The sequence below is a fragment of the Curtobacterium sp. Leaf261 genome, assembly GCF_001422205.1.
In the GTDB taxonomy this organism is placed as follows: domain Bacteria; phylum Actinomycetota; class Actinomycetes; order Actinomycetales; family Microbacteriaceae; genus Curtobacterium.
In genome coordinates, this window is sequence record NZ_LMMJ01000011.1 from 60,567 (window position 1) to 77,968 (window position 17,402).

Consider the following 17,402-nt stretch of genomic DNA (forward strand, 5'->3'; position numbering starts at 1 on the left):
TAACAAGGGCTAGCATCATGAACATGTCGGATGAGCGTGTCGGAAGTGCACCGCGGTGGCCGGCGCTCGGTGCCGAGCAACGTCCGTGGGTCTCCCGTCTCGACCGGCAGGATCTGACCCGCCGACAGTGGGATCTGAGTCGAGGGCCCTACACCGCGTCGATCGTGCCCGAGATCGCGGAACTCACCGTGCGTGTCGACGACGACACGGCCGCAGAAGCAGCGGAGGCGTCAGCGATGCTCACGCGGTTCGATGCGGAGCTGGGAACGTCGATGATGCCGTTCGCGTCCATCCTCCTGCGGAGTGAGTCGGCATCGTCGTCGCAGATCGAGGACCTGACCAGTGGCGCGCGCGCCATCGCGGAGACCGAGCTCGGAGAGCGCACGACGGGGAACGCCGGTCTCATCGTCCGGAACGTCAGGGCGATGCAAGCCGCCCTCGACCTGGTGGAACGGATCGATTCCGGCGGCATCGACGACGATGGGATCATCGCGATGCACGCCGCCCTGCTGGTCGACCACGCACCGGCGATGACCGGGTCGTACCGTGACGAGCAGGTCTGGATCGGCGGGTCCGGCGTGAGTCCACATCAGGCGGTGTTCGTGCCACCACACGAAGATCGAGTCCCGGCGGGGATGGCGGACCTGGTGGCGTTCACGCGCCGTCTGGACGTCCCGGCGCTGGAGCATGCTGCCGTCGCACACGCGCAGTTCGAGACGATCCACCCGTTCCCCGACGGCAACGGGCGGACCGGACGTGCGATCGTCCAGGCCATGCTCCGCGGTGCTCGGCTCACCGAGAACGTCACGGTGCCGGTCTCGGCGGGTCTTCTGCATGACGTCGAGGGCTACTACGCGGCGCTCGACTCCTACCGGGCGGGCGACGTCGATCCGATCGTCCGGACCTTCAGCGCTGCGGCGGTCTTCGCCGTGCAGAACGGTCGGCTACTCGCCGCTGACCTCCACGCGACTCGAACCACGTGGGCAGATGCACTGTCGGGACTGCGGACTGATCACTCCGCGCGCCGTGTCGCCGACCTCCTCCTCGAACAACCGGTGGTGTCGGCCCCGGTGGTCGCCGCGCGTCTCGGGATCTCTGCACCGGCTGCGTACCGATCTCTCGAAGCGCTCGTGGAACACGGGGTCGTGCATCCCACGAACTCCCACCGACGCAACCGCATCTGGATCGCAGACGAGGTCATCGAGGCGCTCGACGACTTCGCTGCGCGAGCTGCGCGGTCGGCACCGCGACGGCAGTCGCCAGGCGACTAGCGCCGCTCGGGTCCCTCGCCGTCGTCCTGCACCGGGAGCTGTCCAGTGTGCGGAGGCTCGACCTCACCCCGCCTGCCCGTGCGTCGGAGCAGCCGGACGGCGTCGGGGCGGATCCCACGACCTCGGCGGAGCAGGCTCGCGAGCGCGGACTGTGGCTGCCAGTTCGGGCTGTTCGGCAGGCCCCATCCCCAGCGGACCGCCGCGAGCCTGAGCCCCACCGACAGCAGCACCGCGACGACGATCCCGAGGGTCGGTGCACCGAGCGCGGACGCCACGACCATCACCACCGACGCCGCCACGGCCACGGATGCGTAGAGGGCGTTGCCGCCGAACACCGCGGGTACCCGCCGGAGCAGCAGGTCCCGGATGGCCCCGCCGCCGACCGCCGTGATGGTGCCCATGATGATCGCCGGGCCCCACCCGAGACCCGCCTCGAACGTGCGCTGGACTCCGACGACCGCCCAGAACCCGATCACCGCGGCGTCGAGGACGGTGAACAGCCGGTCCCAGGCCACCTCGGAGATCGACACGAAGAACGCCAGGAGCGCGCCGACGACGGCGATCGGCACGTAGAGCGGATCGGTCAGCGCGACGGGAGGTCCGTTCTGCAGCAGGACGTCGCGGAGCATGCCGCCCCCGAGTCCGGACACGACGCCGACCACGAGGAACCCGAACAGGTCGAAGTGCATCGTCCGGGCGATGGCGCCGCCGAGGAGCGCCGACGCGAACACCCCGGCGAGGTCGAGGACGTTCGTGACGATGCGGAGGGCGTCGGCGTCGAGCAGGTTCACTCGAGCAGTGTCCCAGGCTCCGGCGTCACCTGTGGACTCGAGAATGGACGGCGCGACGGGCTTAGGTTAGCCTTACCTGAGTTTCAAGGCCGTTGCCCACAGCCGCTGCCCACCGCACCCGTCTATCACCCCCGCCGATCACCCCCGACCGAGGAGTCGCATGCTCGCCACCCTCGTGATCGGTCTCCGCGAGGGACTCGAGGCGACGCTCATCGTCGGCATCATCGCCGCGTTCCTCCGACGCAACCGGATCCCCCTCGCTCCGATGTGGCTGGGCGTCGGGGTCGCGGTGCTCCTGAGCATCGGCGTCGGGGTCGGACTCCAGGCCGTCGAGCAGGCGCTCCCGCAGGCGCAGCAGGAGGCGATGGAGGCGATAATCGGGGTCGTCGCCGTGGTCTTCGTCACCGGCATGATCATCTGGATGCGCACCCACGCGAGGGGGCTCAAGCGCGAGCTCGAGTCGAGCGCCAGCGCCGCGATGGGTCGGGGTACCGCCTGGGCGCTCGCGGGCATGGCGTTCCTCGCCGTCCTCAAGGAGGGCTTCGAGACGTCGGTGTTCCTCCTCGCGACCTTCCAGGCGTCGTCGAACACGGCGCTCGCAGCGCTCGGGGCCGTCATCGGCGTGCTCGTGGCAGTCGGTGTCGGCTACGGCATCTACACCGGCGGGGTGCACCTGAACCTGTCGAAGTTCTTCACCGGGACCGGCATCTTCCTCGTGTTCGTCGCGGGCGGCCTTGTCCTGACCGTCATCCGCCGGGCGCACGAGGCCGGCTGGATCGTCGTCGGGCAGCAGAAGACGGTCGACCTCTCATGGCTCGCGCCGAACGGTTCCGTGCAGGGCGCCCTCGTCACGGGCGTCCTCGGCATCCCGCCGGACCCGCGGGTCATCGAGGTGCTCGGCTGGCTCTGCTACGTGGTGCCCGTCCTGCTCCTCACGGTCTGGCCGGCGTCCCGTCGTCCGAGCGCCGCGCGACTCCCGTTCCTCCGCACCGCGTTCGCCGGTGTGTTCGCGCTCGCCGCCGTGCTCCTCGCGGTCGCGGTCCCGACCGGCCACGCGGACGTCCCGACGACGGTCTCGGTCCGACCGGGTGCAGCGAACGGCGGCTCGACCGACCCGTTCCGCGTCCGCGTCGAGGCCGACGGCGACAGCACGGGCACCGGCACCGGCGCGACGCTCACCGCGCGGGGCCGCACCACGACCTTCCCCGCGGGGACCCGCACGACGACGACCCACGACGGCGTCACCGCCGACCGCTGGCAGACCGCTGGTGTGTCCTCGACCGCAGGGCGGCCGAGCACGATGAGCGTCGACGACCTCGCGACCCTGTTCGGCCGGGTCCCGGTGGGCGTGTCGCCGAGCCAGAACCCCGGCCCGTACACGGCCTCGTGGTCGAGCCGCGCGACGACGACGCTCTGGACCGTCGGCGGCGGTGTGCTCGACGCCCAGCGTGTCGACCGCACGGTGCTGACGCTGTCGGGCGGCGGACTCCCGAGCACCAGGACCTACTCGTTCGGCGCCGCCGACTGGGCCGTGCCCAGCGCGACCGTGCAGCGGACCGCCGCGTCCCTGGCGGACGCCGACCGGGCCTCCCGTGAGTCCGTCCTCTGGCGGGTGTGGTTCCCGATCGCGCTCGGCGCGGCGGCCCTCGTCCAGATCCTCCTCGCGCTCCGCGACCGCCGTCGCGCGACCCGCGAGCCCATCAGCCCCATCACGCACAGCACTCCCGAGCCGCAGCAGGCACGGGACGACACAAGGAGCTCCACATATGCCGTTCGGTGATCGCCGCACGCGTTCCGTCCTGATCCTCGGCGCGACCGTCACCGCGGCCACCCTCGCCCTGACCGGCTGCGCGAGCTCGTCGTCGTCCGCGACCGACGACGCCAGCAGCTCCGGCACGGTGTCCCGGGTGTCGGTGACGCTGACGAACGACGGCTCCGACAAGTGCGCCGTGTCGGCCGACTCCGTGCCGGCCGGCCCGGTGACGTTCACCGTGGAGAACGAGTCCTCGACCGCGATCACCGAGGTCGAGCTCCTGCAGGACCAGCGGATCTTCGGCGAGAAGGAGAACCTCGCCCCCGGGCTCGACCCCGTGAAGTTCACCGCCACCCTCGGCGGCGGCACATACCAGGTGTACTGCCCCGGCGCGACGAAGGAGCTCACCGACATCACCGTCACCGGCAAGGTCGCGTCGACCGCGAACAGCAGCGCCGCGACCCTCCTGAAGAGCGGGAGCACGGGGTACTCGGACTACGTCGACGCGCAGGTCAGCGACATGGTGACCGCCGTCAAGCAGCTGCAGACGGACATCGACGCGGGGAACCTCGATGCCGCGAAGACCGACTACGCCAACGCCCGCCCGTACTACGAGCACGTCGAGAGCGACGTCGACGGGTTCATCAAGAAGGGCTACAAGGCGACCGACAACGCCGGGAACCTCGACTACCTGCTCGACATGCGGGCGTCGAACCTCGACCCGGAGGTCGGCTGGCACGGGTTCCACGCCGTCGAGCGCGACCTCTTCCAGAACGGCGCGATCACCGACGACACGAAGACCCTGGCGGCGGAGCTCACCACGAACGTCGAACTGCTGGACAAGCTCGTCCCGACGCTGCGGTACAAGCCCGAGGACCTGGCGAACGGCGCCGCGGGGCTCCTCGAAGAGGTCCAGTCGAACAAGATCACGGGCGAGGAAGAGGCGTACAGCCACATCGACCTCGTCGACCTCGCCGCGAACGTCGAGGGCGCTCGTCAGGCGTTCGCGTACCTCAAGCCGGGGCTCCAGAAGCTCGATCCGACGATCACCAAGCAGATCGCCGCCGAGTTCGACACCACCAACACCATGATGGACGGGTACCGGAGCAGCGACGACCTCGGCGGGTTCGTCACGTGGGACGCCCAGGCGAAGAGCGCCGATGCGAATAAGATCTCGCAGCAGATCCAGGCGCTCCAGGACCCGCTGTCCCGGCTCGCGGAGAAGGTCGCGACCGCGTGACCGAACGGGAGGCACGGGAGACCCCCGCGGAGAGTGCGGATCCCACGGATGGTGGCGCACCGACCGGTGTCTCGCGCCGAGGGCTGTTCGGCGGGGGGCTCGCAGCCGCCGGGGCCGGCATCGGCGCGATGGCGGGCGTCGGCGGGACACTCGGCGCGGAGGCTGCCACCGCGCCGCCCGGCGACGAGTCGATCGACCTGTCGAGGAGCCACCCCTTCTACGCGACGGCGGCGGGGGACCCGCAGGGCGGCATCCGCACCGAACCGCAGCGGTACTGCGTGTTCATGGCGTTCGACCTGGCGAGCTCCGTCGCGTCGGACCTGCAGGTGCTCCTCGCCCGCTGGTCCGCGTCGATCGCGCAGCTCCAGGCCGGCAAGACCGTCGGCTCGGTCGTGCCCGGGCACGGCGACGGCGTCGGCGCCGACACCGGGGAGGCCCTCGACCTCGGTCCAGCGTCCCTGACCGTCACGGTCGGCCTCGGCCCCGGTGTCTTCGACGAGCGCCTCGGACTCGCCGACGCGCGCCCGGCGGGACTCGAACAGATCCCGGCGCTGCCGAGCGACCGGCTCGACGACACCCTGTCCGGCGGCGACCTGTCGATCCAGGCGTGCGCGGACGACCCGCAGGTCGCCTACCACGCCGTCCGGGACCTCGCACGCATCGCACGGGGCACCGCGACCGTGCGCTGGACCGTCCTCGGCTTCGGACGGGCGTCCGCCGGGCGGAACCAGTCCACCCCGCGGAACCTGCTCGGGTTCAAGGACGGCACGCGGAACATCGAGACCGATGCCGACCACGACGAGTTCGTCTGGCTGCCCGACTCCGCCACCACCGGGAAGACCGCGTGGATGCGCGGCGGCACGTTCCAGGTCGTCCGGAAGATCCAGATGAACATCGAGATCTGGGACGCCGACGTGATCAGCGACCAGCAGCGGATCTTCGGTCGGACGAAGGTCGAGGGCGGTCCGCTGTCCGGCGGGACCGAGCACACGGCACCGGACTTCGCCGCGAAGACCGCTGCCGGCGCCACGAAGATCGACCCGACGTCGCACATCGCCCTCGCCGCACACGAGAACAACGGCGGCGTGAAGATCCTTCGGCGCCCGTACAACTACACGGACGGGTTGAACTCGTTCGGGCAGCTCGACGCGGGGCTGCTGTTCGCGGCGTACGTCAGCGACCCCGAGCACTTCACGCGGCTGCAGCGTCGGCTCGGCGCCTCGGACCGACTCAACGAGTACGTGTCGCACATCGGATCGGCCGTGTTCGCGGTCCCCCCGGCGCCCCGCAAGGGGTCGTACATCGCGGAACAGCTCTTCCGCTGAGCCTCGAGCTCGAGCTCGAGCTCGAGCACGAGCACGAGCTCGCTGACGCGCGGTTGCTGTGTGAGAAGGGTGCCCTCCGCCGTTTCCCTGGAGGCGGAGAGCACCCGCGCCACTGGGTCTCGTCAGGCGGAACCACCGCCCGGAATGAAGTGACCGCAGCAGCGCATCGCGATGCGACGTCTCAGGCTACCGCTCGCGCCTCCGATTGCACAGTACGTGCAGCGGGGATGCGGGGCGCGTGCAGCGGGGACACGGGGTGTGCGGAGCAGTGCGGGAACGCGCATCGGGTCCCGCACGACACGGGACCCGATGCGACGGACGGGAGGGACGGGCTCAGTTCCCGAGGAGCGCCCGGCGCCGGCGGAGCTGCAGCAGGATCCCCGCGGCGAGGAGCACCCCGGCGGCGATGCCCGGAGCGAGCACCGTGCCACCCGTGTACGCGAGTGCACCGGTCCCCGCGCGACCGTTCGTGCCACCGGCGCCGACGGTCGTCGCACCAGCCGGCCCGTCGACCGAGCCGCCTGCTCCGGGGGCACCAGTACCCGGGTCACCGGCACCCGGGGTCCCGCCGGGCGTCCCGCCGTCCCCTGGATCGGTGGGCTCGACGGCAGCGGCGGCGATCGCCAGCGGGACCGTGATCTGCTGCCCGGTCGAGGCGACCGTCACGACGAAGTCGCGCTGCACGGCTGCGGTGGTGACCACGTCGGCGGCGCTGGTGGTGTCGGTGACGGGCACCGTGCCTCCCGTCCGTGCCGTGGCGGCAGCCGCCTCCGGGACGGTGAACGTGAGCGATGCGCGCCCCTGCTCGTCCGTGGTGTCGACGATCGTCGGGTCGATGTCGGCGGTGGTGAGCTGCTCGCCGTCGAACGCGACCGAGACCGTGCCACCCTGCTCGCCCGCGGTGCTGAAGGTCAGCGAGGAGAGGTCGATCGTCACGCTGTCGCCCGGCGCGAACCCGGCCGCGGGTGCCGGCGTGGTCCGCACACCGACGGCGCGCTGGTCGAGCGACGGCGAGACCACCGGGTTGCTCGCGAAGTAGTCGACCTGCGCCTGGAGGTCCACCTGGCCGCTGTCGGCCTTCGCGGCGGCACCGTCGAACGCCGTGAAGTTGTCGCCACCGGACGCCAGGAACGAGTTGACCGTGACCTTGTACGTCGTCGCGGGGTCGATCGGTGCGCCGTCGAGCGTCATCGTCGCGATGCGCGATCCGGCCGCTGCCGTCGGGTCGTAGGTGTACCCGAACCCGTCCGAGACGCCGAGCTTGAGGAACGGTCGGCCCGCACCCGCCGGCTGCCACTGCTGCTCGAGCGCGGCCTTGATCTGTGCGCCCGTCAGGTCGAGGACCACGAGGGTGTTCGCGAACGGCTGGACTGCCGCGGCCTCCTGGTAGGTGACGTTCCCGGCGGGATCGTCGGCTCCGGTCGATGCGGTGAGCAGGTCCGCGCGGAGTCCGCCGGGGTTCATGAACGCGATCTGTGCACCGTTCCGCTCGGTCGCGCTGCGCTGGACCTCGGCGACGAAGTTCCCGAGGGTGGACTCCCCGCCGCGGTTCTCGTCGCCGTTGGTCTGCTCCGCGCGGCGGAAGTCGTCGGTGATCTCGCCGAGCTTGACCTTGCCCTTGACCGCCGCGATGGCCTTCGCGGCGTCGATGATGGGGGTGACCGCAGGGTCGGCGGTGAAGCCGTTCAGGGCCAGGGGCACGTTCTCGGCCGTGATCGACGCCACGGACATGTCGTCGGTGTCGACTTCGAGCCGCAGGTGCCCGAGGTAGGAGCCGTACGAGCCGGTCTGGATCACCGGTCGCGGCGTGGTGCCGTCGGCCGGGACGATCTCGTGGTCGTAGAGCTGGTGTGTGTGGCCGGAGAGGATCGCCGAGACCTTGCTCGTGACACCCGACGCGATGTGCGCGAAGTCCGAGCCGTCGGTCGCGGATGCGAGGTCCGGGGTCGCCGCGCCCTCGTGCAGGAGGAGCACGAGCACGTCCGCCTCGCCGTTGGTGTCGTCGCCGTCGGTGAGGTCCGTGGCGACCGCGTTCACCGAGTCGACGACGTCGGTCATCTCGAGGCCCTCGATGCCCGCGGGGCTGACGAGTTCCGGGATGAGTTCGGTCGTCGCGCCGATGAACCCGACGCGGACGCCGCCGACCTCCTTGACCGAGAAGGCGTCGAACGCCGGCTCGCCCGTGGCGCTGTCGACGAGGTTCGCGGAGATGTAGTCGAAGTCGGCGTTCCGGTTGCCGTCCGCACCGATGATCCGGTCGCGGAGGTCCGCCTGGCCGCGGTCGAGCTCGTGGTTCCCGATGGCGCTGACGGCGAGGCCCGCGGCGTTCAGGGCGTCGATCGTCGGCTGGTCGTCCTGCACGAACGAGGTGAACGTCGAGGCACCGACGTTGTCGCCGGCGCTGACGAACAGCGTGTTCGGGTTCGCGGTCCGGTAGGACTGCACGGCACCGGAGAGCACCGCGGCACCGGCCGGGTCGCCCTGCTTCGGGGTCGGGCTGCTCGGCACCGGTTCGATCCGGCCGTGGAAGTCGTTGATGTCGAGCAGGTCGATCGTCGTGAGTGCCGCCGCAGCGGCTGCTGCGGGCGCGGCTGCGGTGGGTGTGGTCGTGGCGGTCGGCGCGGCGGTGGGTGTGGTGGTGGTGGTCGGCGCGGCGGTGGTGTCCTCGACCGCACTCGCCGGGGTGCCGATCACGGCACCGAGCCCGATCGTGCCGAGGGCGACGCCGGCGAGTGCGACGCGGCGGAACCGCGCCCGCCCGGGTGTCGTGGTGCGGGGCTGGGCGGGGGTGCGGCGCGCTGGCATCGTTCTGCGGACTCCTGGTGGCTGCGGGACGACCCCCGACAGAGGGTCATCGAGAACCTATGAGGTCACTCAGGTGCAGCACAACCGGGGCGCGCCGACGTCATGCGTTGTTCACATGCCCGAACGGCAGGCCGATCGTCCCGGACCGCCTCGAACTCGGCGTACGGTGCTCGCATGACCGAGCCCGCACGCATCACCACCCCGTTCACCGCCACGTCGACCGCCGAGGACGTGGTGCGCGGCGTCGACCTCCGGGGTGTCCTGGCGGTCGTCACGGGTGCCACCTCGGGGCTCGGCGTCGAGACGGCGCGCGTCCTGGCCGCCGCCGGTGCGATGGTGACCCTCGCGGTGCGGAACGTCGGCCTCGGGGAGGACGTCGCGTCGGCCATCGCCCGGGCACCCGGCACGATCCGACCCCGGGTTGCGCAGCTCGACCTCGCGGACCCGGACTCGGTCGCACGCTTCGTCCGGGACTGGACTGGCTCGCTGCACCTCCTCGTCGCGAACGCCGGCCTCGTCACGGGCGGGCTCGAACGGACCGCCCGGGGGTGGGAGCTCCAGTTCGCCACGAACCACCTCGGGCACCACGCGCTGGCCTCGGGGCTGCACCCGGCCCTGGCGCTCGGAGCATCCGACCGCGACGGTGCCAGGGTCGTCGTCCTCAGCTCGACCGCACACATGCGTGCGGACGTCGACTTCGGCGACCTGCACTTCGAATGCCGGCCGTACGACCCGCAGATCGCGTACGCGCAGTCGAAGACCGCGAACTCCCTGTTCTCGGTCGAGGCGTCACGGCGATGGACGGACGAGGGGATCGTGGCGAACACCGTCAACCCCGGCGGGATCGCGACGGGTCTGCAGCGGAACTTCTCAGCGGCGCAGCGTGCGTCCCTCGACGCGGCCGAGGCCGCGGGTGCGTTCTCGTACAAGACCCTCGAGCAGGGTGCCGCGACGACGCTCGTCGCCGCGGTCCGGCCGGAGTTCGCCCGGACCGGCGGGCACTACCTCGACGACGGGCAGGAGGCGTACACGGTCGGCAACGACGCGACGCTCGTCGACCATCCGCACGGCGTCAAGGAGTGGGCGCTCGACCCGGCCGCGGCGGAGCGCCTCTGGGACGTGTCCGACCGCCTCGTCGGTCGCTGACCCAGCGTGACCAGCGACGGACTGGAGGGACGGTGCCAGCTGACACCGTCCCTCCAGTCCGTCATCTGGTCACGTCCGTGACCGGCGGTCGCGTCGGCTACTTCCGGTCGCCGATGTGCAGCGCGCCCTTGACGCGCTCGACGCCCTCGGTGGCCATAGCCTTGGCGGAGTCGACGACGACCGACAGCTCCTCCGGGTCGCCCTTCAGGAGCGACTTCGCGGTGTTGATCGCGTACTCGGCGGTGATGTGCGGCGGGAGCGGCGGGACGTTGCGCGACACGTAGGCGTCGATGACCGTGACGCCGTCGTGGGCGAACGCCGCAGCCACGGCGGCCTCGACGTCGTCGTCGCTCCGGACGGCGACACCCCGGAACCCGAGGAGCTCCGCGTACCCGGCGTAGTCCATCGTCTCGACGTCCTGCGATCCGTTCCACATCGGGTTACCGTCCTCGGTCCGCATCTCCCACGAGACCTGGCCGAGGTCGTCGTTGTGCATGATGACCACGACGAGCTGCTTGTTCTCCCACTGGCCCATGTACTTCTTGACGGTGATGAGCTCGTTCATCCCGAGCATCTGGAACGCGCCGTCACCGATCGTGCAGACGGCGGGCTTGTCCGGGAACGCGAACTTCGCGGCGACGGCGTACGGCATCGCCGCGAGCATCGTCGCGAGGCGCCCGGACATGTCGCCGTGCATGCCCCGACGCAGGCGGATGTGGTGGCCGTACCAGTCGGCGGTGGTCCCGGCGTCGCAGGTCACGGTGACACCCTCGGGCAGGTGGTCGTTCACGGCCTTGATCACCCGGCGGGGGTTCACGCCGTCGCTGTACCCGACCTCGGCCTGGGCGTCCATCTCGTGCTCCCAGTCGACCATCTCGGCGGCGACCTCCTCCTGCCACTCCCGGTTCGGCGTCCCCTCGGCGCTCTTGTCGCTGAGCAGGGGCAGCACGGCCTCGAGGGTCGCGCCGACGTCACCCCAGAGGTTCAGTTCCGTCGGGTAGCGGAGGCCGAGCATCTCCGGCCGGATGTCGACCTGGATGCCGCGCGCGCTCCCCGTCTTCGGCATGTACTCGCCGTACGGGTAGTTCGTGCCGAGCAGGACGATGGTGTCGCACCGCTGGACCTGGTGGAGGCTCGGCAGCGACCCGAGGAGTCCGAGCTGCTGGGTGTGGAACGGGACGTCGGAGGGGACGACGTCCTTGCCGCGGAGGGCGGTGATCACGCCCGCGCCGACCTTCTCCGCCGCCCGGAGCACCAGGTCGGTCGCGCCACGGGCCCCGGCGCCGACGAGGAAGGTGATCTTCTCGCCCGCGTTGATGATGTCCGCCATCTTCCGGATCTCGTCGGCGGGCGGGGTGATCGCGAGGCTCGGCGCGACGTCGCTCGAGCGGGAGACCCAGTGCTCGGCGCCCGGCTCCTCCCACGTGAGCGACTGCACGTCGTGCGGCAGGATCACGACCGCGGGCTGCTTGCGGAGCATCGCCGTCTTGAACGCGGTGTCGATGACCACCTGGGCCTGGTCGGGGCTGACGATCGTCTCGGTGTAGCAGGAGACGTCGGCGAACACCCGCTCGAGGTCGGAGACCTGCTGGGTGAACGTGCCGACGGAGGCGAGCCCCTGCTGCCCGAGGATCGCGACGACGGGCTGGTTGTCCATCTGGGCGTCGTACAGGCCGTTCAGCATGTGGAAGGCCCCGGGGCTCGACGTCGCGACGCAGACCCCGACCTCGCCGGTGAACTTGGCGTGGGCGGTGGCCATGAGGGAGCAGATCTCCTCGTGGGTGGGCCGCACGTACTCGATGCCTGTGCCGTTGCGGTCCGTCTTGCCGAGTGCGCCGTCGAACGCGCCGATGCCGTCGCCCGGGTAGCCGAAGATGCGGCTGACGCCCCACTTCTGGAGGCGGTGGATGACGAACTCGCTGACGGTCTGGCTCATGGGTGCTCCCTGGGTGTGCTGGGTGTGCTGGTGCTGCGGCCGCTCCAGCCTGCTCCCGACGGCGTCCGGGTGTCTCAGCGTGCGGGAACCGGTTCTGCCCCAGGGAGCGTCAACTGGCCGAGGGACTCCCTGGCACAGTTGACGCCCGCTGGCACAGAACGCGTCCGGGCGGCAGGATCGAGGCATGGGTGCTCCGACGATCGACCTCAACGCTGACCTCGGCGAGGGGTTCGGCCGATGGACACTCGGCGACGACACCGCGATGCTCGACGTCGTGACGAGCGCGAACGTGGCGTGCGGGTTCCACGCCGGCGACCCGCTCTCACTCCGGACGGTGCTCACGGCGGCGGCGGAGAGGGGCGTCTCGATCGGCGCACACGTCGCCTACCGCGACCTCGCCGGGTTCGGCCGCCGGTACGTCGACGCGTCCGTGCCGGAGCTCGTCGCCGACGTCGTCTACCAGATCGGCGCCTTGCAGGCGCTCGCCGCCTCCGCGGGCAGCACCGTCCGGTACGTCAAGCCACACGGTGCGCTGTACAACGAGATCGCGTCCGGTGGACCCCACGCCGACGCCGTCCTGGAGGCAGTGCTCGCCGTCGACCCGTCCCTCCCGTTGGTCGTGCTGGCCGGCTCCGCACTCGCAACGCTGGCCGCCGACGCCGGTCTGACGGTCGTCGCGGAGGCGTTCGCCGACCGGGCGTACGACCCCGACGGCTCGCTGGTGTCCCGGCGGCTGCCCGGCGCGGTGCTCGATGACCCGTCGGTGATCGCGGCGCGGGTCGTCGACCTGGTGCAGACGGGCAGCGTGACGGCGGTGGACGGGTCACGGGTGGCGGTGGCGGCGGCGTCGGTCTGTCTGCACGGCGATTCGCCCGGGGCGGTGGCGTCGGCACGGGCGGTCCGCGGGGCACTCGAGTCCGCCGGCTGCTCGATCGCGGCGTTCGTCTGATCCCGTCGATGCTCCTGATGCTCCTGACGCTCCTGGCGCTCCTGATGGCCCCGGTGCTCCCGAAGGCCCGGGCGCTGGCGATGCCGGGTCGTCCTCGTCCTCGATGCCCCCGTCCGTGACGCCGCCGGTGCAGGGACTCCGTCTCCTCCCCGTCGGGACTGGAGCGGTGCTGGTCGAGGTCGCCGACGGTCCTGCCGCTCTCGCGCTGTTCGACGCCCTGAACGATGCCCTGATCGACGTCCGGCTGAGGGAGGTCGTCGAGCTCGTCCCCGCGGCCCGTACGGTGCTCGTCCGGTACCGGCCCGGACGAGGGGCCGCAGCACGGATCATCGCGACGATCCGGTCGCTCACCGTGCGGACCGGCAGTCGTGCAGCCGGCGAGCTCGTCGAGATCCCGGTGGTCTACGACGGTGAGGACCTCGATGAGGTCGCGGCGCTGACCGGGCTGTCCGCCGCCGAGGTGGTGGCCCGGCACAGCGCCCCGACGTACGACGTCGCGTTCACCGGGTTCGCCCCGGGGTTCGCGTACCTCGCTGGCGGGGACCCGGTGCTCGAGGTGCCACGTCGACCGACCCCGCGGACGGCGATCCCGGCCGGCGCGGTCGGCATCGCGGGACTGTTCAGCGGTGTCTACCCGCGGCGGAGTCCAGGCGGGTGGCAGCTCCTCGGCCGGACGGCGACGCCGATGTGGGACCTCGACCGGACCCCGCCCGCGATGCTCCAGCCGGGGATGCGGGTCCGGTTCGTGCCGGCGGAGGTGTCAGGTCCGACGGGGGTGTCCGAGTCGCGACGTGGTTCGTGCATGACGACACCGACCGACGCCGTGGCGATGCGCGAGGACCGTCGTGATCCGATTTCACTGGAGGTGCTCGCCGCCGGGGGACTGAGCCTCATCGAGGACCTCGGTCGGCCGGGGCTCGGTGCCCTCGGGGTCTCCGCGTCCGGCGCCCTGGACCGTGCCGCGTTCCGACGGGCGAACCGGCTCGTCGGTAACGGAGCGGATGCGGCGGCGATCGAGCACGTCGGCGGGGGACTCGAACTCCGGGCGCGTGGATCCGTCCTCCTCGCCGTGACCGGGGCGTCGGGACGGCTCTGGACGAAGTGGCCGGACGCCGATGACGACCCGCACCGCACCGAGGTGGAGCGTGACCGGCCGCTCCTGCTCCACGACGGGGAGGTCCTCGTCGTCGGACCGGCCGAGACCGGCGTCGTCACCTATGTCGGCGTGCTCGGCGGGTTCGACGTGCCGCGCGTGCTCGGCTCCCGGTCCGCGGACGTCCTGTCGGGGCTCGGGCCGGCTCCGTTGCGAGCAGGTTCGGTGCTGCCGGTCGGGAACGCGACCCGGGGAGCGGTGAGCGGCGCACCGGAACACGGGCCGGGCCTCCCGTCCGGGATCCCGACCGGGACCACGACCGGAGGAAGCGACCACGGAACCGGACCCGGAACCGAGGCCCCGTCCGGGACCCCAGCCGGACCCGGGACGCGATCCGTCGTGACCGTCGACGTGACGCTCGGCCCGCGTGACGACTGGTTCACGCCGGCGGCGGTCGCCGCGATGGGGCACACGGTGTGGATCGTCACGCCGCAGTCCAACCGGGTCGGGATGCGACTCGCGGGACCGCCCCTCGAACGCTCGGTCTCGCGGGAGCTGCCGAGCGAGGCGACGGTGGCCGGCGCGGTGCAGATCCCGGCCGACGGACAGCCCGTGGTGTTCCTTGCGGACCATCCTGTGACGGGCGGCTACCCGGTGATCGCGGTGGTGGTGCCGGAGCACCTCGGCAGGGTCGCACAGTGCCCCGCGGGGACGCGCCTTCGCTTCCGGGTCGTGCCGGGCTGACAGCCCGGGCTGCCCCTGGGGCATCCGGCATCCGGCCCGCGGCACGGGCGCCAGGCGTCAGGCGCCGGCTGTCTCCTCGGCGATCAACGGCCTGAGGGTCCGGTGCGCGATCCGCAGTCCCTCGAGGATCTTGTCGTCCGTGCCGCCCCACAGCGGGTCCTCGTGCTCGACGGACAGCGTGCCGTCGAACCCGGCCTCGTAGAGCCGATCGACCACGTGCGGCCAGTCCACGACGCCGCGACCGGGCACCCGGAAGCGCCACCAGCCCATGTCCCACGGGTCGCCGCCCTTGTCGACGAGCCCGAAGAACCCGTACTGGTTGCGCTTCTGCGGGAAGAGCTCGAGGTCCTTGGCCTGCGCGTGCACGATGTGCTCCGCGAACGGCAGGATCGTCTCGAGCGGGTCGATGCCGATCCAGGTCAGGTGCGAGGGGTCCCAGTTGAGGCCGAACCCGAGTCCGGTGATCCACTCCCAGAGCTCCGGGCTGTAGGCGATGTTGCCCGGGTAGCCGTCGGGGTGCCAGCCCTCCATCACGCAGTTCTCGATGATGAGCTTGACGTCACGTTCGCCGGCGTAGTCGATGAGTTCGGGGAGGACCCGGTTGCCCTCGGCGATGTTCTCCCGGACGGACTTGGAGTTGTCCCGTCCGATGAACGTCCCGACGTAGGGCACGCCGAGCTTCTGCGCCGCGTCGATCGCGTGCTTGAGGTGCGTCCTCACTTCTTCCCGCTTGGCCAGGTCCTGGTGCAGGTTGTTCTCGTAGTAGGCGAACGCGCTGATGTCGAGCCCGTGCTGCACCATCAGGTCCTGCGTGGCCTGGGCGTCCTCGTCGGTGAAGGTCGCGACGGGCAGGTGCGATGCCTCGAACTCGCGACCGCCGACCTTCGGCCACACCGCGACCTCGAGCCGCTCGTACCCCTGCCCCGCGGCGAACTCCGCGATCCGGCCGAGGTCCCATCCGGGCAGACAGGCGGTCAGCATCCCGAGCTTCATGCGATTCCCTTCCAGGGGTTGTCCGAGCCGGTCGACGCGGCGGCGCTCGCCACGACGGCATCGATGATGCGGGCCGACCGTGCGCCGTCAGCGAAGGTCGGCAGCCCGTCCGGCCAGTCCGCGGGTGAGGAGCTCCCGCTCCGCACCGCGGCGTAGGTGTCGCCGACGAACGCGGCGAACGCATCGAGGTACCCCTGCGGGTGCCCGGACGGCACGATCGCGAGACGGCGCTGGTCCGGGGACCCCTGCGACGGGTCGCGGACGACGATCGTCGCACCCGTCTCGGAGCCGAACCACGCGGATTCGGGCTGCTCCTGGTCGAACGCCGCGCTCGACCGCGTGCCGTCCACCTCGAACCAGAGTCGGTTCTTGCGGCCGGACGCGACCTGCGAGATCACGACGTTGCCGATGCGGCCGTGCTCGGTGCGGAAGGTCGCGACGGCGGTGTCCTCGGTCGTGACGTCGGCCTGTGGGACGCCACCCGGCCCTCCCGACAGCGCGTCCGGCGACGGGGCGTCCGGGACGGGCGCGCCCGAGAAGGACGGCCCAGCCGCCGCGGGACGCGTCGGGTAGACGATGTCGGTGACCGCGCTGACGGTCGCGAACCGCTCGCCGGTCACGAACTCGACGAGGTCGCACCAGTGCGAGCCGATGTCGGCGAACGCACGGGACGCACCGCCCTCGGTCGCGTCGACCCGCCACGAGGACGATCCCTCGTCGAGCATCCAGTCCTGCAGGTACGAGCCGTGGATCGCGAGGACACGACCGATGTCCCCGGCGGCGATGCGTGCCCGGATCTCGCGGACCATCGGGTGGTAGCGGTACGCGAACGGGACGGTCGCGACCACCCCGGCCGACTCGGCGGCGGCGACGAGCTCGTCGGCCTGTTCGGCGCTGATCGCCAGCGGCTTCTCGCACACCACGTGGATGCCGGCACGGAGGACCGCGAGGGTCTGCGGGTGGTGCTGGTCATTCGGCGTGCACACGTGCACGACGTCCGGACGGTCCGCGATGAGGTCGTCGATGTCCTTGTAGCCGGTCGGGATCCCGAGCTCGGCCGCGACCTGCGCGGAGCGGGCTGCGTTCCGGCCGAGGATGCCGACGACGGTCGCGCCGGCGGCACGAGCCGACCGGACGTGGACGCCGGCGATCATGCCCGTGCCGATGACGGCGACGCGCAGTGGCGCGGTGTTCGTGGTGCTGTTCATCGTGCTCCCTGTGGTGCGAGGCTATTCGGGCCGAACTTCGCCGTTCAAGGACCGAATTCGGTCCGATCAGAGCAGAAGTGCCGGCGTACCGTCATGCCCATGAGCGACAACGGTATTGCGCGAGGTCAGGGTTCGACGTTTCCTCCAG

The 17,402-nt window shown here is 71.2% G+C and carries 12 protein-coding genes; 7 read left to right on the top strand and 5 right to left on the bottom strand.

Annotation, left to right across the window (positions count from 1 at the left end):
• Window positions 1-23: 23 nt before the first annotated feature.
• A complete protein-coding gene (locus tag ASF23_RS15555) occupies window positions 24-1,271 on the top strand; it encodes a Fic family protein (RefSeq protein WP_055955934.1) in 1,248 nt (415 codons plus the stop codon).
• Here ASF23_RS15555 and ASF23_RS15560 read toward each other — a convergent pair.
• Window positions 1,268-2,062, bottom strand: a complete 795-nt coding sequence (locus ASF23_RS15560) for a trimeric intracellular cation channel family protein (RefSeq protein ID WP_082474235.1) — start codon at window positions 2,060-2,062, stop codon at window positions 1,268-1,270. The genes ASF23_RS15555 and ASF23_RS15560 overlap by 4 nt on opposite strands.
• Window positions 2,063-2,222: 160 nt before the next feature.
• On the opposite strand from ASF23_RS15560, the gene efeU reads away from it, so the two are divergent.
• From efeU to ASF23_RS15575, 3 genes are read left to right on the top strand one after another with little or no spacing between them, the layout of a single operon-like run.
• On the top strand, window positions 2,223-3,842 hold the full coding sequence (gene efeU / locus ASF23_RS15565; RefSeq protein ID WP_055955743.1) for an iron uptake transporter permease EfeU: 1,620 nt from the start codon (window positions 2,223-2,225) through the stop codon (window positions 3,840-3,842).
• Window positions 3,829-5,055: an iron uptake system protein EfeO gene (gene efeO, locus ASF23_RS15570; RefSeq protein WP_055955746.1), complete on the top strand. Its 1,227-nt coding sequence runs from the start codon at window positions 3,829-3,831 to the stop codon at window positions 5,053-5,055. The genes efeU and efeO overlap by 14 nt, the downstream gene beginning before the upstream one ends.
• Window positions 5,052-6,380 (top strand): Dyp-type peroxidase, encoded by a 1,329-nt coding sequence (locus tag ASF23_RS15575; protein WP_235510916.1) that lies wholly within the window; start codon window positions 5,052-5,054, stop codon window positions 6,378-6,380. Before efeO ends, ASF23_RS15575 begins: the two co-directional genes overlap by 4 nt.
• A 333-nt stretch (window positions 6,381-6,713) precedes the next feature.
• On the opposite strand, the gene ASF23_RS15580 is transcribed toward ASF23_RS15575, so the two are convergent.
• Complete coding sequence (locus ASF23_RS15580; RefSeq protein WP_055955748.1) at window positions 6,714-9,185, bottom strand: bifunctional metallophosphatase/5'-nucleotidase; 2,472 nt, start codon at window positions 9,183-9,185, stop codon at window positions 6,714-6,716.
• 174 nt (window positions 9,186-9,359) lie between these two features.
• On the opposite strand from ASF23_RS15580, the gene ASF23_RS15585 reads away from it, so the two are divergent.
• A complete protein-coding gene (locus ASF23_RS15585) occupies window positions 9,360-10,331 on the top strand; it encodes an SDR family NAD(P)-dependent oxidoreductase (protein ID WP_055955751.1) in 972 nt (323 codons plus the stop codon).
• A gap of 97 nt (window positions 10,332-10,428) precedes the next feature.
• Here the strand turns inward: ASF23_RS15585 and ASF23_RS15590 are convergent, their stop codons facing one another.
• Window positions 10,429-12,267 carry a thiamine pyrophosphate-binding protein gene (locus ASF23_RS15590; protein ID WP_055955754.1) on the bottom strand — a complete coding sequence of 613 codons (1,839 nt, stop codon included), beginning with the start codon at window positions 12,265-12,267 and terminating at the stop codon, window positions 10,429-10,431.
• Window positions 12,268-12,451: 184 nt separating this feature from the next.
• On the opposite strand from ASF23_RS15590, the gene ASF23_RS15595 reads away from it, so the two are divergent.
• Together ASF23_RS15595 and ASF23_RS15600 are read left to right on the top strand one after the other, a co-directional pair.
• The gene (locus ASF23_RS15595; protein WP_055955757.1) at window positions 12,452-13,216 is read left to right on the top strand and encodes a LamB/YcsF family protein; all 765 of its coding nucleotides are present in this window, start codon (window positions 12,452-12,454) and stop codon (window positions 13,214-13,216) included.
• A gap of 115 nt (window positions 13,217-13,331) precedes the next feature.
• Complete coding sequence (locus tag ASF23_RS15600; RefSeq protein WP_235510917.1) at window positions 13,332-15,053, top strand: 5-oxoprolinase/urea amidolyase family protein; 1,722 nt, start codon at window positions 13,332-13,334, stop codon at window positions 15,051-15,053.
• Window positions 15,054-15,110: 57 nt separating this feature from the next.
• Here the strand turns inward: ASF23_RS15600 and ASF23_RS15605 are convergent, their stop codons facing one another.
• Together ASF23_RS15605 and ASF23_RS15610 are read right to left on the bottom strand one after the other, a co-directional pair.
• Window positions 15,111-16,046 carry a sugar phosphate isomerase/epimerase family protein gene (locus ASF23_RS15605; RefSeq protein ID WP_055955761.1) on the bottom strand — a complete coding sequence of 312 codons (936 nt, stop codon included), beginning with the start codon at window positions 16,044-16,046 and terminating at the stop codon, window positions 15,111-15,113.
• Window positions 16,043-17,254 carry a Gfo/Idh/MocA family protein gene (locus tag ASF23_RS15610; RefSeq protein WP_055955764.1) on the bottom strand — a complete coding sequence of 404 codons (1,212 nt, stop codon included), beginning with the start codon at window positions 17,252-17,254 and terminating at the stop codon, window positions 16,043-16,045. Before ASF23_RS15610 ends, ASF23_RS15605 begins: the two co-directional genes overlap by 4 nt.
• Between the last annotated feature and the right edge of the window lie 148 nt (window positions 17,255-17,402).

Bases quoted from the DNA above. Each gene is read 5' to 3' on its own strand.
- efeO (WP_055955746.1), top strand. From the start codon at position 3,829: ATGCCGTTCGGTGATCGCCGCACGCGTTCCGTCCTGATCCTCGGCGCG.
- efeU (WP_055955743.1), top strand. From the start codon at position 2,223: ATGCTCGCCACCCTCGTGATCGGTCTCCGCGAGGGACTCGAGGCGACG.
- ASF23_RS15580 (WP_055955748.1), bottom strand. From the start codon at position 9,185: ATGCCAGCGCGCCGCACCCCCGCCCAGCCCCGCACCACGACACCCGGG.
- ASF23_RS15585 (WP_055955751.1), top strand. From the start codon at position 9,360: ATGACCGAGCCCGCACGCATCACCACCCCGTTCACCGCCACGTCGACC.
- ASF23_RS15610 (WP_055955764.1), bottom strand. From the start codon at position 17,254: ATGAACAGCACCACGAACACCGCGCCACTGCGCGTCGCCGTCATCGGC.
- ASF23_RS15605 (WP_055955761.1), bottom strand. From the start codon at position 16,046: ATGAAGCTCGGGATGCTGACCGCCTGTCTGCCCGGATGGGACCTCGGC.
- ASF23_RS15595 (WP_055955757.1), top strand. From the start codon at position 12,452: ATGGGTGCTCCGACGATCGACCTCAACGCTGACCTCGGCGAGGGGTTC.
- ASF23_RS15555 (WP_055955934.1), top strand. From the start codon at position 24: ATGTCGGATGAGCGTGTCGGAAGTGCACCGCGGTGGCCGGCGCTCGGT.
- ASF23_RS15590 (WP_055955754.1), bottom strand. From the start codon at position 12,267: ATGAGCCAGACCGTCAGCGAGTTCGTCATCCACCGCCTCCAGAAGTGG.